The organism is Saccharopolyspora kobensis (genome assembly GCF_900108315.1).
GTDB classification, from domain to species: Bacteria; Actinomycetota; Actinomycetes; order Mycobacteriales; family Pseudonocardiaceae; genus Saccharopolyspora; species Saccharopolyspora kobensis.
The window spans coordinates 856,274-881,788 of the sequence record NZ_FNVB01000002.1; the positions used below are offsets into that span (position 1 = coordinate 856,274).

At 66.7% G+C, this 25,515-nt stretch carries 19 protein-coding genes; 8 read left to right on the forward strand and 11 right to left on the reverse strand.

The features are described 5' to 3' along the window. Positions 1–58: 58 nt before the first annotated feature. A complete protein-coding gene (locus C4T78_RS03765) occupies positions 59–1,729 on the reverse strand; it encodes a DUF8189 domain-containing protein (RefSeq protein ID WP_177247406.1) in 1,671 nt (556 codons plus the stop codon). A gap of 577 nt (positions 1,730–2,306) precedes the next feature. On the opposite strand from C4T78_RS03765, the gene C4T78_RS03770 reads away from it, so the two are divergent. Both C4T78_RS03770 and C4T78_RS03775 read left to right on the forward strand, forming a co-directional pair. Further along, a complete protein-coding gene (locus C4T78_RS03770; RefSeq protein WP_093347194.1) occupies positions 2,307–3,548 on the forward strand; it encodes an ATP-grasp domain-containing protein in 1,242 nt (413 codons plus the stop codon). Between the two features lie 40 nt (positions 3,549–3,588). Continuing rightward, positions 3,589–5,634, forward strand: coding sequence for a hypothetical protein (locus tag C4T78_RS03775; RefSeq protein WP_093347191.1), 2,046 nt, complete (start codon positions 3,589–3,591; stop codon positions 5,632–5,634). Positions 5,635–5,670: 36 nt separating this feature from the next. Here the strand turns inward: C4T78_RS03775 and C4T78_RS03780 are convergent, their stop codons facing one another. Together C4T78_RS03780 and C4T78_RS03785 are read right to left on the reverse strand one after the other, a co-directional pair. Beyond that, complete coding sequence (locus C4T78_RS03780) at positions 5,671–6,078, reverse strand: STAS domain-containing protein (protein ID WP_143185738.1); 408 nt, start codon at positions 6,076–6,078, stop codon at positions 5,671–5,673. Between the two features lie 477 nt (positions 6,079–6,555). Then, entirely contained in the window at positions 6,556–7,758 is a 1,203-nt protein-coding gene (locus C4T78_RS03785) for a PP2C family protein-serine/threonine phosphatase (RefSeq protein ID WP_093347185.1), read from the reverse strand. Positions 7,759–7,878: 120 nt separating this feature from the next. On the opposite strand from C4T78_RS03785, the gene C4T78_RS03790 reads away from it, so the two are divergent. Both C4T78_RS03790 and C4T78_RS03795 read left to right on the forward strand, forming a co-directional pair. Beyond that, complete coding sequence (locus C4T78_RS03790; RefSeq protein WP_218161459.1) at positions 7,879–8,346, forward strand: MarR family transcriptional regulator; 468 nt, start codon at positions 7,879–7,881, stop codon at positions 8,344–8,346. Positions 8,347–9,081: 735 nt separating this feature from the next. Next, on the forward strand, positions 9,082–9,294 hold the full coding sequence (locus C4T78_RS03795; protein WP_093347179.1) for a hypothetical protein: 213 nt from the start codon (positions 9,082–9,084) through the stop codon (positions 9,292–9,294). Between the two features lie 418 nt (positions 9,295–9,712). On the opposite strand, the gene C4T78_RS03800 is transcribed toward C4T78_RS03795, so the two are convergent. Then, complete coding sequence (locus tag C4T78_RS03800; RefSeq protein WP_103908075.1) at positions 9,713–10,066, reverse strand: hypothetical protein; 354 nt, start codon at positions 10,064–10,066, stop codon at positions 9,713–9,715. Positions 10,067–10,277: 211 nt separating this feature from the next. Then, the gene (locus tag C4T78_RS03805) at positions 10,278–11,126 is read right to left on the reverse strand and encodes a hypothetical protein (RefSeq protein WP_093347173.1); all 849 of its coding nucleotides are present in this window, start codon (positions 11,124–11,126) and stop codon (positions 10,278–10,280) included. 271 nt (positions 11,127–11,397) lie between these two features. Here C4T78_RS03805 and C4T78_RS03815 point away from each other — a divergent pair, with 271 nt between their 5' ends. The 3 genes from C4T78_RS03815 to C4T78_RS03825 all read left to right on the forward strand — a co-directional run bounded on the left by C4T78_RS03815 (position 11,398) and on the right by C4T78_RS03825 (position 17,447). Beyond that, positions 11,398–14,562: an ALF repeat-containing protein gene (locus C4T78_RS03815; protein WP_143185737.1), complete on the forward strand. Its 3,165-nt coding sequence runs from the start codon at positions 11,398–11,400 to the stop codon at positions 14,560–14,562. Positions 14,563–15,041: 479 nt separating this feature from the next. Continuing rightward, a complete protein-coding gene (locus C4T78_RS03820; protein WP_143185736.1) occupies positions 15,042–15,527 on the forward strand; it encodes a hypothetical protein in 486 nt (161 codons plus the stop codon). Between the two features lie 24 nt (positions 15,528–15,551). Then, positions 15,552–17,447 (forward strand): FG-GAP-like repeat-containing protein, encoded by a 1,896-nt coding sequence (locus C4T78_RS03825; RefSeq protein ID WP_177247405.1) that lies wholly within the window; start codon positions 15,552–15,554, stop codon positions 17,445–17,447. A gap of 2,001 nt (positions 17,448–19,448) precedes the next feature. Here C4T78_RS03825 and C4T78_RS03835 read toward each other — a convergent pair. From C4T78_RS03835 to C4T78_RS03860, 6 genes are all read right to left on the reverse strand, one after another. Continuing rightward, positions 19,449–19,895 (reverse strand): universal stress protein, encoded by a 447-nt coding sequence (locus C4T78_RS03835; protein ID WP_093347163.1) that lies wholly within the window; start codon positions 19,893–19,895, stop codon positions 19,449–19,451. A gap of 159 nt (positions 19,896–20,054) precedes the next feature. Next, positions 20,055–21,494 (reverse strand): nicotinate phosphoribosyltransferase, encoded by a 1,440-nt coding sequence (locus tag C4T78_RS03840; RefSeq protein ID WP_258958319.1) that lies wholly within the window; start codon positions 21,492–21,494, stop codon positions 20,055–20,057. 174 nt (positions 21,495–21,668) lie between these two features. Further along, a complete protein-coding gene (locus C4T78_RS03845; protein ID WP_218161458.1) occupies positions 21,669–21,866 on the reverse strand; it encodes an SHOCT domain-containing protein in 198 nt (65 codons plus the stop codon). Between the two features lie 87 nt (positions 21,867–21,953). Continuing rightward, positions 21,954–22,826, reverse strand: a complete 873-nt coding sequence (locus C4T78_RS03850; protein ID WP_235863046.1) for a universal stress protein — start codon at positions 22,824–22,826, stop codon at positions 21,954–21,956. 229 nt (positions 22,827–23,055) lie between these two features. Then, on the reverse strand, positions 23,056–23,904 hold the full coding sequence (locus C4T78_RS03855; RefSeq protein WP_093347151.1) for a universal stress protein: 849 nt from the start codon (positions 23,902–23,904) through the stop codon (positions 23,056–23,058). Between the two features lie 134 nt (positions 23,905–24,038). Then, positions 24,039–24,476 (reverse strand): universal stress protein, encoded by a 438-nt coding sequence (locus C4T78_RS03860; protein ID WP_093347149.1) that lies wholly within the window; start codon positions 24,474–24,476, stop codon positions 24,039–24,041. Positions 24,477–24,695: 219 nt separating this feature from the next. On the opposite strand from C4T78_RS03860, the gene C4T78_RS03865 reads away from it, so the two are divergent. Next, positions 24,696–25,514: a universal stress protein gene (locus C4T78_RS03865; RefSeq protein ID WP_093347147.1), complete on the forward strand. Its 819-nt coding sequence runs from the start codon at positions 24,696–24,698 to the stop codon at positions 25,512–25,514. Position 25,515 lies beyond the last annotated feature (1 nt).

Here is a 25,515-nt window from a genome sequence, read left to right on the forward strand (position 1 = left end):
CCTCGCGCTGCCGGAGATCGGCCAAACCGGAGTCGGGCGGCTTCCCGCTGTGCGAAGGTCAGGCCGTGACCACGGCACCTTCGTGGGTTCCGTAAATGATGAGTGCTTCCTCAATGTCGGGCGCGACAGAAAGGACGCGGTCCATGGGCGTTGCGATCGATTGTTCGGCCTCGGGGCCTGACGCATTGACCGAGTAAACCTTGTCGCGTAGGTCCTGGCGCCGGGCGTACGCTTTCACGATCTCGAATTTCGGGTCCCACGCTGCGGCGGGTTGGTCCTCGTAGAGGCCGGGCGGACTGATCGCGGACCACTCTGTCGACCATTTGTTGGGGATCGGATCCTCGACGATGTGCTGCAAGGAGTTGTCCGCGCCCAGGGCGATCAGATGCAATCGCTGGCGGTCATCTTTGACCACCGCCGGCGAGGTCGCGAGTTTCGCCCCTCCGACCTGCTGCCATGACCAAGATTCCGAGGGCGGTCGCTGCCGGTCCTCGGCCCAGGTGTACACACTGCTGCTTTTGTCGGTCAACGCGAAAACCCGCAGTTCGCGGTTCACGTCTTGGTGGACCGTTGGGTCATCCCAGAGGCCGGGGCCGGGCATTAACACTGGGGAATCCCACTTGTACTCGCTCGGATCGCTTTGCGCGGTCCGCCAAAGCCGTCCTCCGTTGTCCCTGGTGAACACCACGAGCCTGCCACTGGCATCCTGGGCCGCCGCCGGCCGCCCGCGCATGTCGGAGGCTCCGGGGATCGGGAGCCAGTTGTCCTGCGGGGGTTCCGACTCGACGTTGGAGTTGTACCGCAGGGTGCCATCGATGTCGACCGCGAATGCGATCAATCGGCCCCGCGCGTCGGGCACGACGGTCGGCGCGTCGCCGACGTTGCCGCCGAGGTTGCCGTCGAGGGTGACATGCTCTTTGAAGTTCGACTGCTTGTAGCGCGCAACCGTGTTGTCCGAATTTTTCGCCAGGATGACCATCGTGCCATCAGCGGCCAAGCCGGCCGCTCCGCCGGGGAGCTTTCCGCACCAGTCGTGGGTGCTGCGTTCGGCGCACGCGGTCGGCGGCGGTAGCGGCGGATGCGCTTCCAGCTGTGACGACGGGGTCACCGGGGTCGGTCGACCCTGCGATGTGTCTGGCGGGGCCCATGAAATCCCGAACCGCAGCACCACTACCACGAGCGCGAGCACAAGGACGGCGGTGACTATCAGGACGGGCAGCTTCCGCCTCGGCCTCCGAGATTCGACACCGTCGATGCCGCTGAGCAGGACTTCGTCGCCTGACTTTGATCCTGAAGCAACCCCGATGGACCCCAGCTTGCCTTTTGCCGCGTTGACGATATCTTTTATGCTGCTCACGCGGGCGTCCAGGTAAGCGACACTCGTGAGCATTCCGGGAAGCTCGGAGTCGTCCAGTCGGACCGGGAGTATGTATGGCGAAGGCTGCTGCAAGCCGCGGTCCTGGGCGCTTTGCCGCTCCCAGTTCGTCCACTTCTTCTCAAGATAGTAGCGAGAGATGAACAGGACCACATACCGCGCGCGTCCGCCATACACGACTTTCAGGTAATCAATCAGGTTCTCCCCCCAGAGCTGATCCTGGATGTCCTGATCATAAAATACCTTAATGCCTTCTTTCTGCAGCTCGCGAACAACGCGTTCCACATAATCACGATCTTCGCCGGCGAAAGAGACGGCGATGTCGTATTCGTAGCCATCGCGTGCAGAAGACACCAACCCTACCCCCGGCAGTATTCCTTTAAAGTACGTTCAAGCCCGCATAGGCACGTCTTGTATACGTCGCCCAACAGGAAGCGCCAAGGTGAGCTTACATCAGTGTGATCCACACTACGGCCCGACCCCACTCTGGGTGCCCGGAGCGCTACGAGGAGTTCGCGCACAAGTTGCGGTCAACTCGCTCCAGGCGCGAGAGGAGCGAATCGACGCCAGGGCTGTACCCCTATCAGCGAGGTCGGTGGCGTTCTGGCCGCGGTGGCTCTCGACTCCACCGCGCTTCTCGGCGTAGGCATGGTGGGGCCAGCACGGAGGCCGACACCGTTGCTCGTGCAAGAGCTTGCCACATGGCAATCAAATCGGTGAGCGCGTCGGGGCACGACGCGTCGCTGGCCCATCTCGGTCGACAGCGCCGAGTCGACTGCGCCGATTGGGGCTGCGGACCGCATGAACTGCAGGTGAGCGGCTGGTCGTCATCGGGTTTTTCGCTTTGGCGGGCTGAGGAAACATCATCTCGGGGTACGGTTGTTCCTGCGACGCCGTCGTGACTGAGTGTGCCGATGCGGAGGAGCGGTCCATGCCACAGCCCGAACCGGCCATCAAGAATGAGAACAAGGGATACGTAGCGCTTCTCGGATGGAGCCTCAACGCGGTGGAGGCTCTCGACCGGTTCGATCGGCGGTATGTCGTCGTGGCACCGGACTGGGCCGAGGAGTACTGCTCCGAACACGATATTCCTTACCTGCCGTGGAATTTCGAGCGGCTCAACGACCGCTCCATGGAGATCGCCGAGACGCTCAAGGAGGAAGGCGTCGATGTCGCGATCCCGCTGTTCGAGGAGACGGTGGAGTGGGCCGGGGCGATCAACTCCGTCCTGATGGACAACCCGCGCCTGTTCGGTCAGGCCATGCTGCTGCGGGACAAGGCGCTGATGAAGCGGCGCGCGCAGCTCGGCGGGATCCGCGTCGGGATCTTCGAGGAAGCGCACGACCGCGACGACGTGATCCGCTTCCTCAAGCGCGTCAACCAGACGCTGCTCAAGCTCGACGGCGACCCGAACGACCCGATCCATCTCAAGGCGTTCGACAAGGCCGGGTGTCTCGGGCACCGCGTCATCCGCACTCCCGACGAGATCGACTCGATTCCGGACGAGGAGTTCCCGGTCCTCATGGAATCGCACCTCGACGGCTGGGAGTTCGCCGTCGAGGCGTGGATCCACAACGGGAAGATCAAGTTCCTCAACATCTCCGAGTACGTCACGCTCGGGTACTCGGTGTTCGTGCCGGCGACCCCGGAACTGGAACGATACCGACCGCAGATCACGGCGCAGATCGAGAAGCTCATCAAGACCTTCGACATCGAGTTCGGGTTCGTGCACCCGGAGTACTTCGTCACCAGCGACGGTGAGATGTACTTCGGCGAGGTCGCCTACCGGCCGCCGGGTTTCAAGGTCTTCGAGCTGCTGGAGCGGGCATACGGGTTCAACGCCTATCAGGGGCTGGTGCTGGCCTTCGACCCGAAGACGACCGAGGAGGAGATCGACGCCTTCTTCCCGCGCGAGGTCGTGGACGCGTCCGGGGTCGCGGGCTGCTTCGGCGTCTACCCGCGCCGTCGGGTTGTCGCCGAGCTGCAGATCCCGGAGGAGACCGAGGACGACGACTACTATGAGTCGCACGATCTGTCGGCGCCGCTGGAGGAGACGGTTACCAAGAGGACTGCGTTCGGCAATCACTGGGGTCTGGTGTACTTCTTCGGTGATGACCCCTACCGGATGCGCGATCTGTTGAAGAAGCAGGAAGAGCTCGACTTCTACGTCTGAGGACGTTCGCGGACGCAGGAGACCTACCCGAGGGACACCTTTGGAACCGACCGCCGACGTCAGGGGCGAGGTCACGACGCTGGACAAGCGCGTGACCTCGCTCGACGCCGCCATTCGAGCCATGGCCGAGACCCGCGACTTCGGAAAGCACGCGAAGCTGCGGCGGGTCCTGGAAGCGTTGCGGCGGGTGCTGCTGCAGCCGGGCGGCGCCGCGGCGGTCCAGGCTCGAGCGCAGGCGTTGGAGGAAGCGGGCCTGTTCGCCGGGACCGACTGGGCCTCTCCGGAGATCCTCCTCCCGTCACTGGTCGGCCCTGGGCTGCGCAGCGGGGACGCGGACACCGTCGTGGTGGAGGCGACCAGCGAGCTGCGGATGCTCGCCGTCGCGCGCGGCGAGTTCGCGCACCCGACCTTCTCCGCTGAGGAGGCCCGTCAGTTCCTGTCCCAGGTCCTGGCGATGAACCTGGAGCTGCTGTTCACCCCGCCCAGCGAGGCGGAGCGGATCCGGCAGGGCCGGACCGCGCAGCTGATCCGGGACCTGTTCCGGCACCTCGCTGAGGAGATCGGCTACGACAGCGTGCTGGACAAGCTGGTCGAGGAGATCTGGCGGATCCTCCGCCAGCGCCCGATCCAGGTCGAGCAGGTGCAGTCGCTGATCACCCGGATCGCGATCTACCGCGGCGATCCGGACGTGGATCTGGGCGCGACGGGCGGGCAGGGGGTCGACCGGCTCATCACCAGCCTGTTCGGGCCGACCGAAGCGTGCCGGGATGACCCGGGCCTGGAGGTCTTCCGTGCCAGGCTGGAAGCCATGGACACCGGCGGCCTGCAGTACGAGGCCAGCGGGTTCGCCCGGGCGATGCACGACACCGGTCTGGTCTCGCCGTACCACGCCGAGCTCCTGCGGTTCGTGCAGCACGAGAGCGACTACCTCGTCGGCGAGGCACTCGGGTTGTCCGACACCGGCCGCAACTGCCTGCTGCGCTACCGCGACCTGGTGCACCGGCTGATCGAGGAAGCGGTGCACCCGCAGACCGCGCAATGCGTCTACGGGCTCGCGCTGCTGCTGGACCGCGGCATCCTCTACGAGCCGCCGGTGGTGCCCGCGCTGTGGCGCCAGCTGTCTCTGGCCCTCGCGCCGGTCGCGAGAGAGCGATTGACGGCGGTGTTCGGCGAGCAGCCGACGCCGAACGCGCGGCTGACCGCCGGGGTGCTGGCGATGCTGGGCCAGCCGCTCGGCGTCGGGCAGGGCGACAATCCGACCTGCCAGTCGGCCCGCGCGCTGTCGATGTGGGCCTACAACGACCCGGACTACCTGCTGCAGGTGGTGGTCTGGGCCGCCCGCGACGACGAGATCATCATGCATTTCGAGGGCCAGCCGGTCTCGTCGAAGGACAGCTCCTCCGGGGTCGCGAGCACGCTGCCGATGGACCTCGATCCCGTGTCGTTGCTGGTGGTGCCCCACCTGGACCGGATCTACGCCGAGATGGGCAGGCGTTGCGCCGACCGGTCCGGGGACCCGCACCGGTGGGTCAACCCCGAGTTCCACGGCTGGTGGGCGGCCCGCGGGTTCTGGATCAACGTCGAGGTCGCGACCGGGAAGCTGGTCAACCTCGACGAGTTCCTGCGGCAGTTCCACGCGAGCTACCACCCGTCCTACAACGGTGGGCAGCCCGTGATCCACCCGCAGCCGGCCGGCATCGCCGTCACCGACAGCGCGGCCCGCTACGTCGGCTGGCACGCGATCACGATCCTGCGGGTCGCGCCGGACCCGCAGGAGGTCATGCGGGTGTACTTCTTCAACCCGAACAACGACAGCGGCCAGGACTGGGGCGACGGCGTGGTGGTCTCCACCGCGGGCAACGGCGAGCGATTCGGTGAGGCCTCGCTGCCGTTCGACCAGTTCGCCTCGCGGCTCTACATCTTCCACGCCGACCCGCTCGAACGCGGTGAGCCGGGGAGCGTGCCTGCCGAGGACGTCGCGCGGATCATCGGATACATCGAGCGCAGCTGGGGCGCCGACCGCCTGCCGGCGGGGGAACTGCAGGCCACGAAGGATCCGCAGTCGGATCCGCGTGCTCCCCGGTGACGGCACGCCCCGCCACGATCTGTGATCGTGATCGCTTCAGCTTCCCCGGTGGGGGCTGTCCGGGGTCGCTGTCGTCGGTGCGAGCGCGGCGTGGAGCGAGTTGTGGCACTCGAGCAGGGCCTGGAGACCGGCCGCCTGGAGTGCGTCCTGGATGGCCAGGTTCGAGGTGACGACACGGAGGGTTGCGCCGCGGGCTTGGGCCAGCATGTGGGCGTGGGTCAGCAGCTGCAGGTCCGGAACGTTGAGCAGGTACATGGTGCTGAGGTCCACGACGACCAGCCGGGCCGTCGACGTCGGCTGCGGCCAGAGGATCGTCTCGAGCTTTTCCACCGTCTCGGCGTCGACGGTTCCGCTGACGGTGATGACGACCGTATCGGGCCGGGGGAAGGTCGCCTGAACACTCGGTCCAGCCGACGATTTCTCCCTGATGCTCTCGCGGAGCACCACACCCTGCTCGGTGTGGGTTTCGGGAGCCCGGTTCTCAGAAGTCATTCAGTCGCCCTTCCGTGCGCAGGCGAGCCGCCTCGTGGCTCGTTCCAGTCGTCGCTGCACCTCCGCGCACGTTGATCGTGCGCAGCGCAGCGTCATGGGATCTTATAGTTTGATTGCCGCAGGACAAGCAAGTGGCGTTGCACCCGCTCGCCGCCTCGCAGCGGCTGACCGACCGCGAGTCCGGACTACGGCATACGAGTGACGCTTGACCAGGGTCGGAAACCACCGCCGTGCGCGAACGGGATCACCCGCGTATTTGTTGCCAGATGGCAACTAAACCTTCTGCAACCGCAGTACGATGCCCCGGGCAACGCGGAAGCGCCGCAGTGGGGTCGAGGCCGGCCGACGTCTGCAGCAAGACGTGGTTCGATGCGGCGCACGTGACGCGGGAGCGCGATCCGGAGACCGTTTTCGCGCGACAGGCGCGGATCAGAGCAGGATCCAGCTCCGTTCCCGCGCTGCGGGGCTCTCACCGTGGTGTGGCCCGAGCCAGTCGACGCACACCGCCACGGCGTCGTCATCCAGGTCGCTGTCCTGGAGGAAAGCGCGGAGGTCGCTGAGCAGCGATCGCACGGCTTCGGCGGGGTCCAGGTGCCGGCTGCTGTACAGCGCTCGCCGTAAGGCAGTGGTGCTGTAGTCGCGGTCCGCGAGCACGGCGTCGTAGATGCCGTCGGTGAGGATGACCAGCCGGTCTCCTGGTTCGAGCTGGAAGTCCTGCACATCGTATTCGGTGCCGTCGAGCATCCCGAGCGGGAGCTGGGCGTCCAGGTCGATCCGCTCGACGCCGTCGTCGCGGACGCGCCACATCCGGGGCGAGCCCGCGTCGATGGCGCGGACTGCACCGGTGACCAGGTCGATCTGCATCAGGAGCGTGGAGACGTGCTGGGATCCCGCATGATGCGACCAGATGGCTTGATCGGCGAGGGCCGCCTGGGTGGCGAGGTTGGCTCCGCTGCGACGGGCGTTGCGCAGCGCTGTGATCGCCAAGGTGGTCAGCATGGCGGCGGAGGTGCTTTCCCCCATGCCGTTGGTGACCGCGACGGTCAGCGAATCGACGTCCTCGGCCCAGTCGAAGTTGTCACCGCGGATGGCATAAGCGGGTTCGAGCTGACCGGCGAGCCGGTAGGAAGCGCACTCCACCGACCGCACTGGCAACAGCTGCCATTGCATCTCAGCGGCGAGCGTCAGTCGTTGAGGCCGCCGCGCGCGCCGATACCGGTCGGTGGCCACTTCCGCGAGCGTGATGGCGTGCGCGGTGAGCGCGGCCGCCTCCGCCAGTTCCTCACGAGTCGCTTCGTCGGGCGCATCGGGCAGCCGCAGCCAGAGGACGCCCAGCCGGTCGCCCCGCACGGTCAGCGGCAGATGCAGCGCCACTTCGTGATCGAGCGGCTGCTGGACGTGCACCTGGTCGCAGAAGACACGCCCTTCCACTGTCGCCACCAAAGGGATGCCGGGGCCCTCGGGTTCGAGCACCGGTTCCAGAACCGCGAGCCTGAGATCGACCAGGTAGATCTCCAACCCGGCTACGCCGAAATGGTGCGCCAGCACGGCCTCGAGCACGCCCGGCAATTCGTGGGCGGGAGCGTTGCGCAGGGCTCGGTCAATGCACTCCAGACGTGTGGGGACGGTCACCGCTTCTCCGGCTTCACCTGGGCCCGCTCAACTGCGGGCGATCTTGAATGCTGACATGACAGAATGCGTCCGGGAGCCCGACGAAGAACCGCGAAGCACCCGGCTAGGAGGACTGTTCTGGTGCGCGAACCCGATTCTGTTTCCTCCGAAGCCCTGGACGACTTCGAAGCCGGCGTTGAGCTGCTCATGGTCGTCTGGGCGCGCAGCGCCGAACGCATCAAGCCCAAGGTCTCGGCGCCGCAGCTGCGGGCACTCGTCGTCGTGGACAGGCACGGTGGCATCAACCTCATGAGCCTCGCCGACGAGCTGGGTTCGATCCCCTCGGTGACGAGCAGGCTGTGCGATCGGCTCCAGGCCGCCGGGCTCCTCGACCGGGTCGCCAGCCCTGGTGACCGCCGCGAGGTCATGCTCCAGCTGTCCAAGGACGGCCGCCGCCTCCTCCGCCAGTTCCGCCGGGAACGCCAGGCCGATCTCAAGCAAGTGCTGGATGCCATGAGCCCGCGCAGCCGCAATGCCCTGCTCACCGGCATGAGCTCCTTCTACGCCGCCGCGACCGAACTCGGCCTGCCCGAAGACATGCTCGCCTGACCTCCTGCCCAACACTGCTCGCGCCGTACCGGGCCGGTCACTCCTGCCCGCCGGAGCGACACGGCTGCGACCATGTCCTCGCCCTTCCGATTTATTTGTCGGAGGACAAGTAAAATACCGGCACTGCGCAGAGCGTCCGCAACCGGGCCCGAGCGAGCCCGCGGAGACGCGCCCAGGATTCTCACCCGGCGGCGTGGCCCCACCTGATCTAGGCTGGGACCTGCCGCACTCCCCCGCGGCAGAAGTCGGGACGTTCTCGGGTCCGGCCGCCATGCCCGGGCCCGGGTCGCTCGACGAGTTCCCGCCGGGTGGAGGTGGGCGGAGCCCCCAACGACCGCCGCTCACCTCCACTCCCTCAGAAGGCCTTCGCACCTCCGGCCAGGGCCTCCACCGCGACGTGAACGATCTCGGCCTGCAGAAGAGCCCGCCGCCTGCACAGTGGCGGTGGGTGACGGGTGTGCGCAGCCGTCGCTCGGACTGCTGCCCTGCGCGAGGAATCCGGATGTGCGGGCGGTGGCCCGACAAGGAACTGATGAGCAGAGCCGAGAAGACGTCAGTACCGAATCGGGCTGGGAGACGACGTCAGCCCAGGCCGGCGAGGCTGCGTTGATGGACGAGGGCCCCGAGATCGAGCACGGCGCACCACCATCGCCGCGGCAGTGGTACGGAAGATCGGCGCTGTCGCGACCCGGAGGTGGTCTTCGGTAGCGTGGCGGGAAGAACAGGAAGGCGGTGATGCAAGTGAGCGACCCGGCTCCGAGTCAGATGACCGTGGACCATCTTGCCGAGATCGTGCAGCAGTTGCGTGACAGCGGATCCGGCGATATCCCGGTGGCCGTCAACGTTGGCGACCGCCTCGTCTTGCCCGTGCTGCACAGTGCGGTGCGGTCTCACGAGGGCCACGCCTACCTTGAACTCCGCGCGCCCGATCTCCCACGCAAGGGCTAGCCCCACTCGGCGGGACCCCAGGCACGACCCCTGAGCGTCACACGTTCGGCGGTAGGCGAGAACGATCGAACCAGTACGGTCGGAACTCCGCTGCGCGCACAGGTGCGGGGCGCTGGTGCCCCGGATCAGCCCACCACGATCCGGGGCACCGTCCATCTCCGGACGTGTGCGGCAGCGCTGTCCCTCCAGAGAGGCGCACCACAATGGCCACTGCACCACCGCAGTCGGGCCCGGACATGCCGTGATCGACATTTGCTTGCCCTATGGCAACCTATTGGTTTCGTTCATCCAAGAAGGTGTTTCCACTACCTCAACGGCTCGCCGGTTCATGAGGTGAGCGTAGAGTCGCGCTGCCAAGGACCCTCTGGCGAGCGCGGCGCCCCAGAGCTTTGGGATGCCGTTCACGTCCAAGGCGTCTCTACGGGTCGATCACGCCCAGCAGGCCAGGCAGGCGTATCTCCTTCCCCGAAATGCTCGCCAAGGACCGCCACGCCTTGATGAGCTCCCGGGTAGTGCCTTCGGTATCGCCGCGGTCGGCACAGTCGAGTCCGGTCCGGACCTGCTCCACCACGTCGAGATGCTCGGCCAGCAGGAGTGGAGCAACCTCGTCCAGTTCCGCGCGGGCGTGATCGAGATCGCCCACCGCCACCTGATCCGGGTCGATATAGGTATCCGGATCCGCAGTGGTGACGCACGACGCCAGAACTCCCTGGACCCCCAATTGCAGACGCCAAGCCGCCTGTGCCACAGGGTCGGTACGTTCACCGTCCATGCACGAACATTAGCGGAACATGGGAATGAAGTCCTTAGCTCTGCCGGAGTTCCGTACTAGTTCAGGGAGCACGAGCGGCCCACTTCGACGAGCGCCTACGCGAAGTCGTCATCAGGGCGAACGGCTGACGCGGCGGTCGGCCGCCGGCCTGTTGCCCGACCGCCAAAATTCGTGCACCTGTGTGACCGGTGCGGTCAGACGCCCGGGGCACTCAAGTCGAGCCGCCAGTCGTTGGACTGCAGCCAGGTGCCCTTCGGGTATTCGAAAGAGACCTCTGGTCTCGCTGCATGTAGTCGTCGAAGCCCGGGCTTGATGCCTCGTTCAGGCATCGTTGCTCCGCGGGACTGCCTTCCATGTAGGTGTACTTGCAGATCAGGCCGTTCTGGTAGGTCTGCTTGATCTGCGCGTCGGTGAGCTGCGGACGGTTGTTGCGCAGCTGTTCGGCTTCCTTGCGGAAGGCTTCCAACGAGATGTCGATGGCTTCCAAGGCTTCCTGAGCAGCCGCCTCCGCATCCTTTCCCGCCTGGTACGCCCAGGCACGCGCCTGGTTGGCCGCGTAGTAGGCGGATGCGGCGAAGTCGCGCGCGTCCAGAGCTGATCGTCGAGCGCTTACCGCATATGACGCTGCGCGGTTTGCGCTGTGCTGCGCGGAATCAGCTGCCGCCAGCGCCGATTGGGCGGCTTTGGCTGCGCGGTCGGCGGAGGCCTTCGCGTCGTTGGCCGCGCGTTGAGCCTGGGCGGCGAAACCTGCTGCCTGCTCAGCTGATGCGCTGGCCTGCCGGGCGTACCCAGCGGCCTCCTCGGCCGCGTTGCGGGCCGTTGCCGCGGCTTCCGCTGCCTTGAACGCGTACTCCTGGGCCTGGGCAGCCGCCTCCATCCCCCGTCGCACGAGGCGTTCCATTTCCGCCGCGTGCACAGCAGCCTTGTGGTCCTCTTCAGCTGCGGTGTACTGGCCGTATTCGAGGAACATCTGCACTGCTGCCGGCGTGAATGGCAGCACGAGGACGCCCGGGATCCGACGACCGAGCCGATCGCAGGCCTGGCCGACCTGGTCGCCCACTTCGGTCGGTACTACGTCGAGGCGATGTCCAGCCTGCTGCCTGCGAGCCCTCTCCCGGCGACGACGTCGTCACCGAAGACCGCCCGTTTGTAACGTATCGATCACTTGTTACACAAAGTGCCAAGAGCCACAAACGGTGCACTTTACCCGAATCGGGTATTCCACCCAGCTATGTTGATCGACGGTCATTTCTTCGTGTTGATCTTTCTGGGGTGAGGGAGTCGTTGACGTGACGCGCTTAAGACGCGGCCGGGGTTACGGTCGCGCTGGTGTGGTGTATGGGGTGGTCCTCAGCCTCGGCATGAGCCTGTCCGGTGCGGCGCCGGTCGCTGTGGCCCAGGCCCAGGTGGTCTCGCCGGAGGACCGGGCTGCGGTGATGCAGTTGTGGCTGAATGGTGGCGAGGCTACCCGGGAAGCAGCCGGTGCGGCGCTGGCCGGTACGGACGCTGAGCTGCGGGAGTTCCTGAACGACGGGGTCGAGCCGGCTCGGCATCAGGATCTGCGCGCCCAGGTCATGGAGTTGATGGCTCAGGGCGGTCCAGCGACCGAGACCGCAGCCAACGAGGTCCTGGAGGCCAATACGCTCGAAGCGCTGGAATCCTTCCTGGCGGAGGGGTTTCGCCCGCCTTATCTGAAGGATCTGGAGATCCAGACCGTCCGGATGAAGGCAGCCGGTGGCGGGCAGGTCCAGGCCGCGGCTGAGGCTGCGCTGCAGGACGGCTCCAAGGAGGCGCTGGAGGCGTTCCTGCAGGAGGGCTGGAAACAGCCGAACCGCACCGATCTGGAACTGCGGGTGGTGCAGGCCAAGGCGGCTGGTGGGCCGTATGTGAAGGAAGCCGCCGAGGCAGCGCTACAGGCCGACAGCGTTGAGGCGCTGTTGCGATTCCTCAGTTATGACTGGGAGATCGCTCAGACTCGGGATGTGGAGAAGTCCACGGTCACCGAGCTGGTGCAGCGTGCGGAGAAGGCCGGGAAGCAGGCTCGTGAGCACACGGTGGCCGCGCAGCAGGCTACCGATCGTGCGTTGCAAGCCGCCGAACAGGCCAAGCGAGCCGCGGAACGTGCCCGTGCAGAAACCGAGGCTGCCCAAGGAGATGCGCGGCGTGCCTCGGCGGCGGCTGCAGAAGCGGCGTCCATGGCCAAGCAGGCCGCAGCCGCGGCCCGTACCGCGATTAATGCAGCAAATGCGGCGAATACGGCGGCGCGGGTGGCCGCGAACGCTGCGGCTAATGCTGCGTCGGCTGCGAGTCTGGCGGGCAAGGCCGCGTCCCGGGCGTATTCGGCGGCCTCGGCCGCGGCGATGGACGCCAATGCGGCCAAGACCGCGCGCGATGCAGCACATGCGGCGCGGGCTGCGGCGGCGCAGGCCACACAGGTGGCCGTTGCGGCCCGCGAAGCCGGGAACGCTGCGGCGCAGGCGCAGAATGCAGCCGGCTCCGCGGCCAGCGCAGCCGCCAACGCTGCGGCAGCGGGCGAAGCCGCAGCGGCATCGGCGCGGTATGCAGGGGTGTCCGAGACTGAGGCACGGCGCGCAGCGGCGGCCGGTGCTGAGGCACGCGCGCAGGCCAACCGGGCCCGGCAGGCTGCGAATGCCGCCTCGTCGCTGGCCGGCCGGTCGATCGCGGCGGCGAACACCGCCGCCGCGGCGGCGGACTCGGCCGCCCGGCACGCCAACAACGCGGCGACAGCGGCTGAGGAAGCTGCCGACCACGCGGGGGAGGCCGCGGATGCGGCGGCCGAGGCGACCAGACATGCCAATGCCGCGATCGCCGCGGCCGAGGCATCCGTGGCCACTGCTGAACAGGCGAAGCAGGTCGTCGCGCTGGCTCGGGAGGCTGAGGCCCAGCGAGTCGAGCAGGAAGGCCAAGTGCTCGTCGACGCCGCCAAACAGGCCCATGAGTCATGGCGGGAAATCCAGGACCTCATCTCCTGGGATGCCACCGAACAAGAGCGGATCGACGCTGAGACCCAGCGGTTGCTGGACGCGGCGAGCACACCCGATGCAGATGCCGAAACCGTGCTGAGCAACGGCAGGCAAGCTGCGGTCAACATCCTGAGCACTGGCGGTCCGTGGAGCGCGAAGGCGGCGCAGCAAGCTCTGTCCGGGACCGAAACCGATGTTCAGCAGTGGCTCAGCACGGGGCGTGAAGCCGCCGCGGTCCAGGACGACCGAGAGCGGGTCGCCCAGATCGTGCGGATGGGTGAGCCCAAGGAACTTCGCGAAGCCGCCGAGGCTGCGCTGAACGGCACCGACACCCAGATGCGTGAGTTCCTGGTCAACCAGGACTACCCGAACCGCACCAAGCTGGACGAGCTGAAGGTCATGCAGATCAAGGCTGCCGCGATCGGCCCCGCCGTGCGCGAGGCAGCCGAAGCAGCGATGCAGGGCACGCCGGAAGACCGGCAAAAGTTTTTGCGAGAAGGCCAGTTCACGGCCCGCGCCAAGGACATGGAGATCGCGTCGGCGCGGATCAAGGCCGCCGGTGGCCCCCGTACCAAGAACGCCGCCGAGGCGGCGTTGCAGGGCCCACCGGGCTGGACCGAGAAGTTCGTGCTCTCCGAGCAGTATCTGTTCAAGCAGCACGACGAGCAGGCCGCCGCCCACGCGGCTGAGATGGACCGACTGGTCTCCCAGGGCATGCAGGCTGCAGCGGAAGCGGTTCAGGACGCCCATACGGCTGCGGAATCTGCAGCGTTGGCGCGGCAGGCAGCTGCTGAGGCGGCCGAGCACGCTGCTCAGGCGCAGGCATCGGCGACGCAGGCTGCAGGCTATGCGACCCAGGCCCAAGACTCTGCGGATGCGGCACGTGCCTCAGCTGAACAAGCCCTGGCCTCATCGGTCACCGCACGCGATGCGGCCGCCGCTGCCCAGCGGAGCGCACATGATGCGGGGACCTACGCGGTGCGTGCCCAGCGTTCGGCCACCAACGCCCGCAGCTATGCAAACGCCGCCTTCACCGCGGCCAACCAGGCTTGGCAAGACGCGTGGCAAGCCAATCAGCACGCCGGCTCCGCAGCAGCCGCAGCAGCAGCCGCGGAAGCATCCCGGCAAGCACTGGAAGCCAAAACCGCGGAACTCCGACCGCAGTACCACGGCGACAACCTCCACAACGAGCCGCCCATCACCGATGCCGAAGTCGTCAACGTCGCATACGAAACCGAGCCGTGCGTCGTGCTGAACCAGGACGGAACCGCAACACAAAGAACGTGTTTGAAGCAGGGATACTCCTGGGATGACTTCAAAAGTGACGCGGGGTTCGTTCTCGGTTCGGTCGGCGGATTTGCTGGCACCGGGGCTGCGATCGGATGCGCCGTAACAGCAATGATCGGGTGCGGCGAGGGGGCTGCCGCGGGAGGAGCCATCGGCGCGGTTATCGGCCTTGGAATCGGACTCGGAAGCCTCGCCGGATGGTATCTTGGTGGACTTTTTTACTAGCACTTGCCAAGTTGGCCGATTGATTCAAAGGAGTCAGGAGAGATGAATCAAAGAAAAAGGGCGATCACACTGCGCCTCTTGGCAATATTGCTCGCGATATCTTTCATTACAGCCTTTGTTGCCGCAATTTTGTGGCCAAGGGGATCTGGGGGAAGCTATATTGCTGGCGGCGTTGGCCTTGTCCTGATGGCTGGCTTTGTCGCCTTCTACGTCCGTTCGATGAAAAAGTAGGCACTGACGGTCACCCTGCCTGGAATATCAGGCAGGGTGACAAGTTCTGGGCGGATAACCAAGAATCTCATCGGCTGGGATGCCGCTAGCGCGGGTGCAAGAATCCAGCAGCTGCATCCACGAGCTGGACTCAGCCGCACTGACTCCTACCGCACTCCAGGTAAGCGAGTGCAACAGTGATGTGAACCAAACGCGCAAACAACCTTTGCACGACGAAACCACAGCGCAGATCAACCATTGAGGCCTCGATGAAACATGCACTAAAACTCTTCACGCTTCTCTCACTGAGCTCGATACTCTTCATCCCCAGCCCGGTTTCGGCAGTAAACAGTGGAGATAATGCCGCGAGTTCGGCATTATCGGCAACCCCGCCGCCCGCAGTGGAAGAGTTCAACTACCCGGGCGCGGATCAGATCTTCGCAGAGAGAGGTATCCGACTCCTGAAGGGCGACGGGAAGATCGCGCTGGCTGATTGCGCCACCGAAGGACCCGTCATCCGGGTCAAGAGTGTCACTCTCCGGGATTCGTGTTTCCGGGTCGTCGGGGCGTCGGGCTGGCTGACCATGGAGATTCCCCGGGTCTTCGCGATCCAAGGCGGTAGTCACAATGTCACCGCGCGAATCACGACCGACGGCAAGACCGAGGCTGTCGATATCAGCCCCGGCGAATACACCCCGGTAGGCGAGGGTGAGAGCAAGGACCCCGCGACCCTCGTCGAACTGCACGCCTCGTAATTCCGATTCATGCAAGGAGTAGTCATGATTCGCCCGTTCCGTGCGCGGCTGTTGACGGCCGTGGCGGTGACCGTGACCGGTGCCTCGTTGGTGTCGGCTCCGGCGCATGCCCTTTCCGGTGGTACCGCTGCCGATGACGGTGCTCAGCCGTATTTGGCCAAGATCCGCGTTGGAGCCAATGATGCGGCGTGTTCCGGGGCGTTGGTGGCTCCGCAGTGGGTGGTGACTTCGGCGGCCTGTTTCGCTCCTATCCCGAGCAAGCCGGAGAAGCTGGAGCCCGGCGCGCCGCACACGGCGACCACCGCGACCATCGGGACGCACGAGCGGGTCGTGGACCGGATCGCGCCCCGTCAGGACCGCGATCTCGTTCTCGCCCACCTCGACAAGCCCGTCACCGGTGTCACGCCCGTGACGGTGGCGTCGGCCGTGCCAAGCTCGGGGCAGGTCCTGCAGGTATCGGGTTTCGGGCGTACCGCTGATCAGTGGGTGCCCGCCCAGGCGCACACCGGCGAGTTCACTGTGGACTCCGTTGGCTCCGGGACCCTGAACCTCCAGGGCAGCGGCGAGGCCAACATCTGCAAGGGCGACGCCGGTGGCCCCGTGCTGCGCGACGGCGAGCTCGTCGCGGTCGCCAGCGGCTCCTACCAGGCCGGATGCATCGGCGAGACCTCGACGCAGGCGGGTGCGACGGCTGCCCGAGCCGATGACCTGTACGACTGGATGGCCAGCCAGGTCGTCGCACTGCAGGCCACGCCCGCGGGCAAGAACGCGATCAACCTGTCCTGGACCGCCATGACAGGGAAATACCGCGTCTACGGCTCCCAGGACGCCAACGTCGCCATCGACGCCCGCAACCTGCTCGGCGAGACCTCCGAGAACCGCTTCACCCACACCTCGCTGCCCGCCGGGCAGACCTGGCACTACCGGGTCGCCGTCCTCGACGCCGAGGGCACCCAGGTCGCGGTGTCCAACACGGTCAAGGCCACCAGCCGGAATGCGACCGTCACCGACTTCAACGGCGACGGCAAAGACGACATCGCCACCTTCAAAGGCACCACCACCTCCGTGGCCGTCTCCGACGGCGAGCAGTTCGGTGCCGCCTCGCAGTGGAGCAGCAATCTCGCCGGTAACAGCGCGATCCCGTTGACCGGCGACTTCAACGGCGACGGCATCAGCGACGTCGTCACCTTCAACAACGGGCCCGTCCACGTCGCCCTCTCCGACGGCCAGAAGTTCGGCCCCACCCAGCGCTGGCACGACCACTTCGGCCTGTCCGACCAGAAGGTCGCCGTGGGCGATGTCAACGGGGACGGCAAGGACGACATCGTCGCCTTCTCCGGCCGCACCTACGGCGATGTGTTCATCTCCCTCTCCACCGGCAGCCAGTTCCAGCCCGCGCAGAAGTGGCACAGCCGCTTCGCCCTCGGCACCGAGAAACCCGCTGTCGGTGACTTCAACGGCGACGGCAAAGCCGACATCATCACCTTCACCGACCACGGCGCCGTCTACGTCTCGCTCTCCGACGGCACCCGCTTCGTCCAGGACGGCTGGAAGTGGCACAACCTCTTCTCCCCCACCGGTGAAATCCCCGCCATCGGTGACTTCAACGGCGACGGCAAGGACGACATCGTGACGTTCTTCCGCGGCAACACCGGCTACGTCTACGTGTCGCTGTCCACCGGCGAAAGCTTCATCGAGAACAACGACCGCTGGAACGACTACTTCTCCATCCACGACGAATGGCCCGGCGTCGGCGACTTCAACGGCGACGGCAAAGCCGACGTCATCACCTTCACCCGCGGCGGCCGCGCCCAGGTCTACGTCGCCCGCTCCGACGGCACCGCCTTCGAAAACGGCACCGAATGGCACGGCAACTTCGCAGGCGGACTCGAAGTACCACTGCCCTCCGCACACCGCTGACCAGACCGGGGCGGGAAGGCAGCACCTTCCCGCCCCGAATCCTTAAGCTTCCAGAAGCCTGCTCCCCTTCATACGAAGTGCTCACCGCGACACCGAGTCGAAGCCGAGCATGATCCAGCCCGTTGACCTGCGGTTTGATGCAGTTGCGCGCCGTTGAGCACGGTTGGAAGAGCACTTGTGTGAACTATGTTCAACACAACGCGCTGACCTGCGAAAACAAGAATTCGCAGGTCAGCACGAGTCCATTCAAGACAGTTCAGGTCGGTTCACAGCGGTTCAACGCACAGCTGCTCCCCGTCTGCTCCCCATCTCCTCCCCACGGTGCTCCCCATGCCCCACAGAATCCATCCAATGAGCACGGATTCACCAATGCCGAGCCGGACTAGGCGACCACCACAGCCGGGCATCACGATCCCTCCCAGAGCAACGACCAAGCCTTGGACCACTAACCTCACCAACAGACACCCACAACTCGAAACAAGACCGTCAGGACGCCCCGTGGACCGGCCAGAACGAACCACGATCTCATACAGCCCGGCTACACCACCGCCCACCGACGACTCGCAACTAAATAAAATCGCCACCTGGCGCCAGTAAACTCGCTGGTCAACAAGCCTCGGCCCCGCGCACGCGGGGATGGTTCCGACGGAGTCCCGCGACGTGGGTCCACGGCCGCGCCGGTCATCGCTGCCGCCACGGCCATCGAGCGGGCATACCGCGACCGAGCCAGGCGCCCCGTACCGTCTACGTCCGCGAGGACCACCTACTCGAGGCCTTACCCGGACTACTCAGCCAGCAAGGCTGGCAAACACCAGAGGACGATGTGGGTCGCGAGGTCGATGAACAGCTCCGCCGAGCAGGACTGGAGATCGTGTGCAGCCACGCAGGTTGGGACCTCAGACCGACACCACACCATGCTGCACAAGACCTGATGACCCTATCCAGCCAAGCATCACTAGCGCTCGACATGAACTCCACTGCCGATCACCAAGAAGACAGGGTCACCGCCGACAGCGAGGAGCGCCAGTCGCTGAGTCACTGAAAACCCTCGGGGTAAAGGAGTGTCCGAGACTTGAACCCTCAAAGTGGTGCTATTTCCCGTGTTTGGGGAAATCGCACCAGAATCATAGCAAGCTCCCCTCTCCCCCACTCTGAGTCTGCACCACCACGCCAACGACACCGGCCGGCGAGGTTGGCCGGCGTGTCGGACGGTGCCTCGACACCGCCGCAGGACCGACCAAGGCCGACCGGGATGCGGCTGTTCGGGTGCCCCTGGGCGAGCCCGGCGTCATCTGGGTGGCACCCCGGCGTTCCAGAACCGCCCGATCAGCGGTCTGGAATACGAGGTGCACGGTGGCAACCAGGACAGCACGACGAGGCACAGCATCGCCGGCCAAGCGCGACCAGCGCAGACGACCAGCGTCGGGAAGCACCGACCACAGGCCGCTGGTGCGGTTCGCCTTCTACGGCCGGATGTCAACCACCGTGGCCGAGTACTTCGACAGAGGCTGCTCACGACGGTGGCCCTGGACCACACGCCCCCGCGCCCCGGCCCTGCTGACCGCCGCACAACGCCCAGATCGTGGCTTTGATGCCGTGGTCATCGGCGAATACGAACGCGCCTTCTACGGCAACCAATTCCAGACAGTCCTGGCCGCCCTGGCCGAAGTAGGAGTGCAAGTGTGGCTACCAGCAGCCAGCGACCGGTGGATCTCGAAGAACCGGCGCACCAGGCCCGGATGCTGCTGGGCTCACAGTCCCGCCAAGAAGTACTGCGAGCACGCCACCGAGTCCTGGCCGCCATGCGCACCCAGGTCCGCACACAGGGCCGGTTCCTCGGCGGCTACCGGCTGATCGATGCGAAGCGGCCTTGCGTAATCGCAACGCTGTTCGGGTATACGAAGCGTGCCGGTGACGTTCCGGTGCGCGAGTTATCCATCCTCATGATCTCCACGGGTTCCGGGGATGCGAATCGCCCACCGACTGTCTCGCGTGAGTCGGTCATGTGGCGCCTGGTCGGACGACGACGACCGGACAGTGCGCATGGCTCACGCAATGCAGGCTCACCGAGCCCAGAAGAGCACCGGCGAACCCGCCGTGGCCGCGGCTTCCCACCACCAGGAGATCGGCGTGCTGGGCGTGATCCAGCAGCGACCGCGCAGCCGGGCCACGAACCACCTCGTGGTGAACGGGCACCGATGTCGCCAGCGTCGCCGTGGTCTCGTCGACGGTCTGCCGGAGCTGCTGTTCGGCATGCCTCTTCGAATCCTCGTCCGAGATCACCGGTGGCATGGGTGCGGCTTCGACGAGCGTCGGCGGTGTCCATGCGATCAGCGCGGTCAGGGTTCCACCGCAATGCCCGGCGTAGTTCAGCGCCCACCGCAGCGCGTCCCGGGAACCCGGCGAGCCGTCCACCCCGACGACGATCCGCGGCTCGTTCTCGGTCATCGCGCCTCCACTGCTCAGGTCTGCTGTCGAAGCCGGGTCTACTCGTGCAGTGCCGAGATCGCACGTCGAGAAGGGGGCAGTCGGGAAGAACCGTTTCATCCTGGTTCGCCCCCGTGGGACCGTCCCGCGCACATCCAGGACTGCACGCGCAAAGCAAAGCTATTGCTTCCGCTTCGTGGTGTTCTCCAGCCCCATACGAGTGACCAATGAGCGCCGCAACTCATCGGTCAGGCGCTGCAGTTCCGGACTCCACGACACCTCGACAGGGCTCGGGTCGGTGAGCCGACGCGCAGCGTCGGGAAGCCACCGCAGTTCTCCTTCGAATCGTCGGCGTGCCACCGCGACGGGTTCTGGGTCGTTCAGGCGTGCACCGTCGCGCATCACGACCTCCAGCAGCGGTTCTCGCCCGGGCGGGGCGATGTCGTCGCGCAGAGCGAGGAGGTCCGGTTCCCCGGGAGCACCGCGGTGGACCTGCTTGGCTCCGGGGGCGGTCAGTTTGCCCGGCGATAGTTTCATCACGGGATGGTGGTCGTACTCGACGAGTTTGTAGGCGCTGTCCAGGGACGGGGCATCGGCCGACACCCCCATGCGGGTCCCGATGCCGAATGCGTCGATCGGAGTACCCGCGAGGTCGGCGAGCTGATGTTCGTCCAGCCCGCCACTGGCCATGATCCTGGCGGTCGAGAACCCGGCCTCGTCGAGAAGACGACGGGACCACCTCGCCAGTTCTGCCAAGTCACCGGAGTCGAGCCGGATCCCGACGAGGCCTTCGGTGCGCCCACCAGCGACGTCGATGGCCGTGCGCACGCCCTGGGCGGTGTCGTAGGTGTCCACGAGGAACACCGTGATGCCGGGGAAGTCTTCGGCGAAGGCGGTGAAAGCGGATCGTTCATCGGGGAAGGCCTCCACGTAGGAGTGCGCCATCGTTCCGGAGGAGGGAAGATCGAACTCCCGAGCCGCGGCCACGTAGCTCGTTCCCGTGAAGCCGGCGATGGCCGAAGCCCGCGCGACCGCCCTGGCGGCCTCCAGCCCGTGCGTGCGGCGGGCCGCGAAGTCGATGAGGTCGGCGTGCGGCGCCGCGATCCGGCACCGGGCCGCCTTGGTCGCCACCGACGTCTGGAACGTCACGAAGTTCAGCAGCGCCGTCTCCACCAGTTGCGCCTGCGCGATCGGCGCGGTGACTTCCAGGAGCGGCTCGTCTGCGAAGACCACACGCCCCTCGGGCACCGCCCGCACCTCGCCGGTGAACCGCAGCTCCCCCAGCGCAGCCAGGTCGTCCGCGCCGAGCCCGACCACGTCAGCGAGGTAGCGAAGCTCATCAGCGTCGAAGTGCAGCTCCTGCAGGAACTCCAGGCAGTCGGCAAGCCCCGCCGCGACGAGGAAACCACGCTCCCGCGGCAGTTTCCGGGTGAACAGGCTGAACGTCGCGGGCGCGGTCATACCTCGGCGCGAGTAGCTGGCCGCCATCCTGATCTCGTACAGATCGGTGCGCAGACCGGACACGGCTGTCGTCGTCTCCGCCTGGCTACACCGCTTGCGGTGGCCGACTGAGGATGCCGACGTCGTGATCGTCGGCGGATTCGTCGGCCGCCACCTCACAGTCAGCGGCCGTCCAAGGCGTCGAGGTGGCAGTGCTTGCCGCTGCCCTGCCAGCCTCTTCCGTTTCGTCTTTCATCGGGAATTCTCCTCGTGCGGAAAAGGGACCGATCGGCTTTCGCACGCGCTCCCGGATGACCCCCTCCAGCGTGCGAGGCATCCAGTTCCCGTGCCATGTCAGGTTTTCCAGTGGCCGCGCTCCGACAATGCCTGCAGGCGGCGGCGATACTCCTCGTCGTCGATCTCCTCGCGCGCGTACCGCTCGGAGGGGATCTCCTCCGCAGAAGTGGGCCTCTGCTCTCTACCTCCGGCCTGGCCGACGTAACGGACCAGCGCAACGCTGGAGGCGGTGATCAAAGCCCAGAACAGAACCATGCTCACCGTTATCATCGCCATTCCCCAGACACCGGGTCGCAGTCGTCCCAGTAGTGCGTCTTTCCCTCCTCCCGAGATCCGCAGTGGTCACCGCACCACGAGCACAGAACACGGGGCGTGGTGCACCAACTGCTGGCTGGTCGACCCCAGTAGCAGCCCTGAAAGGCCTCCGCGGCCGCGGGAGCCCACTACGACGAGTTGAGCGTGTTCGGCGTGGTCGAGCAGCGCTCGAGCGGCCTGGCCGTGCGCCACGACGCGACGTGCTGCGACATCCGGGTACTTGTCGGCCCACCCCGCCATCGCTTCGGCGAGGTAGCGTTCCTCCTCGGCGTGCACCGCAGCCGCTTGTCCCGCTGCGTTGAAGTCCTTCCAGGCGCGTTGGGATCCCACTTCGTGCCAGGCGTGCACAGCCACCAACAGCACGCGGCGCATCGCGGCTGCTTCGAAGGCGGCGGTCAGCACCGGTTCCTGCTGGTCCCGGTCGTCCACGCCGACGACTGCCGGCGCAGCCGGGTCCACATCGGCAGGTGCTTGCCGCACGACCGCGACCGGGCAATGACCGTGCGCGCACAGGGCCACGGCGACCGACCCCACGATCAAGCCCGTGAATCCACCGATCCCACGGCTCCCCACAACCACCAACTGAGCCCGCTGCGACTCGTCGATGAGCACCGGCGCCGCACCCCCGGTGTGCGAGACGGTTCGCACCTCGACATCAGGTGCTGCGGATCGTGCCTCCTGTTCGGCTCGGTCCAGCCAGGTCCTGGCTTGTCGCGCCATCGCATCGCTGTAGGTCTCCGGCAGCGGGATCGTCGGCAGCTCCGGCAGGTAGACCTGCGCGAAGACGTCAGCGAAGACGATCCGCAGCCACGTTTCGCGGCGGGCCGCTTCGACGGCCGCCCAACACGCTGCGTCCAGGGCCGACGACGACCCGTCGATCCCGACCACGACCGGCTTCACCCCAGAACTGCTCACGACTACCTCCTGCTGCTTCCAGGCTTCGCCGCTGCCGGGTACCCGGGCCGGTTGTTTCTGGGCGGCCCCATCATCGGATGCCACCTCGGTGGGCGAAGCGCCCGGCTCGACAGTTCCGCACCAGCCACGCCCCCTGCTAGGGCTGATGGTCACCAGCTGGTCCCGCTCGCGGCGTCCAGGACAGCCGTCACGGGTGCCATCGCTCGCGCAGTGCTCAGGCTCGCGGGGACCGGGCGATGAGCACCGGGCACGGGGCCATGTACAGCAAGGCTCGGCTGGTCGAGCCCAGCAGCATCCCGGTCATGCCACCCCGGCCCCGACTGCCGACGACGATCAGCTGGGCGTTCTCGGCGTGCTCGATCAGGTAGCGCACCGGTCGGTCCCGCTCCACCACCCGGCGCACCTCGACATCCGGGTACTTCTCCTGCCACCCGGCGAGGCGTTCAGCCAGCACAGCCCGTTCGGTCTCGTCGATCTCCTCCCATTCCCGGTCGTCGACGGGGAACCAGGGCTCGATCGCGACATCCGTCCAGACGTGCACGGCAACCAGCGGAACGCGGCGAACCGATGCCTCCTCGAACGCCGCAGCCACGGCGCACTCGCCGACGCGGGAACCATCGACCCCGACCAGGACCGGACTCCGCGCGGCAGCCTCGGGTACCCGTCCGCGCACCACGGCAACCGGACACGCGGCGTGCATGGCGACCGCGTCGGCGATGGAGCCGACCGGCAAACCGGTTCGCTCAGCGAGCCCTCGGATTCCGACGATCACTCGACGGGCCTGCTCGGATTCCTCGACCAGAACGGAACGGGGATCACCTCGGCGGAGCTCCGAGCGGACCTGGACCTCCGGAGCGACCTCGGTGGCCAGCCGTGTCGCGGAGTCCAACCAACGTTGCCGGTTGACTTCATCGGCGGCGCGAGCTGCGTCGGGCAACGCCTCGGGTCCGACCGACAGCAGCCGCAGCGGCGCTCGGTGCAACGCGGCGTCGTTCGCGGCCCAGCGCACTGCGGTTACCGCTGACTCGGATCCGTCAACCCCCACGACGTTCGCGTGGTGCATGAGTCACTCCTCCCCGCCTCGACCGTACGGCCGCTTCAGCACGGCACAACTCGGGCGATGCGGGCGCCGCACCACCAACGACATCGAAGCCGAGCGCGGAGCAGGCACGAGTGAGCTGGTCGGCTCGCCCGGCGTCAGGCTGATCGGCGGACCACGACGACCGGGCACGGAGCGTGGTGGACGCAGTGCTGGCTCACCGAGCCCAACATCGCCTCGACGAATCCGCCGTGCCCGCGATGCCCCACCACCAGCAGATCGACGTCCTGTGCTCGCGCTTCCTCCAACAATGCTCGCGCGGCGTGATCGCGCACCACTCGTCGTTCCACCGGGCGCCGTGTCCCCAGCAGTGCGCGGGTTTCCTCCACGGCTTTCTCCAGTTCCCGTTTCGCGTTGGCTGCGACGTCGTCCTCCAGCATCAGGGCCACATCGATCAAGGCCGGAATCGCGCACGCGATCAGCGCGATGACACGACCGTCGCAGAGCTCGGCGTAGCGCAGCGCCCACCGCAGCGCCGCTCGGGATCCGGGTGATCCGTCCACGCCGACCAGAATCCGCGGCTCGGTCTCGTTCATGGTCTTCCCATCCCGGGCAGGCGATCGGCAGCTCGACGTCGCTGGGTTTACCCGCCGGAGCCGGCGAACATGCCGACCAGCTCTCCCGATGCCCAGCTGCTTGCCGAACCGGCCCGGCTCCTCTCACGCGAGTACTGGCGGGTAGGGTCCATCGGCCCTATCAGCACGACTGCTGCGGTTGGCAGCGTGGTCTGTCGTATCAGCGTGGTGGGGGCGGGGATGGCACGAACGAAGCAGTCGGTCGTGGTAGGCGTGGACGGCTCCGAATCATCCTTGCGGGCGGCGTTGTGGGCGGCCGACGAAGCGGTCCGCCTGTCGGCTCCGCTGCACTTGGTGCTGGTCAACAACGATCCTGCCCGTGAGCCGCATGCCAAGGCGGTGGTGCACGACATCAGCAGCAGCTGCCGGCAGGCCGTGCCCGAGCTGGAGATCACCGACGAGGTCGGTCCCGGCCACCCCGCCGAGGAACTGGTGCACCGTTCGGCTTCCGCTCTGCTGGTCGTCGTGGGTTCTCGCGGGCAGGGCGCGTTCCGGGAGACGCTGCTCGGTTCCACCAGTGCCGCGGTGGCCACCCATGCGTCCACACCGGTGGTCGTCGTACCCGGCGCACCCTCGCCGGAATCAGGACCCGTCGTCGTCGGGACCGACGGTTCGACCGGGAGCCGAGCGGCATTGCGCTTCGCCTTCGAGGCGGCCGCTCGGCGTCACGGCGAACTGGTCGCGGTGCAGGCGCTGCCGAACGCCTACTTCATCCCCGGCCCCTACGACCACCCCGATCGCGACGAACTCGTCGCGGCCGCCAACCAGAACCTCGCCGACCAGGTCTCCATCTGGGCCGGGAACTTCCCGGACGTACCAGTGCGCCGGGTCGTGTCGAACGTGCCGCCGGTGCAGGCGCTGCGGGAGGCGGCGTGCCAGGCGCAGCTGCTCGTGGTCGGCCATCGCGGGCTCGGCGGATTCACCGGCCTGCTGGTGGGCTCGGTCGCCCGGGGCGTGCTGCACCACGCGCCCTGCCCGGTGGCAGTGGTCCCCGGCTGAT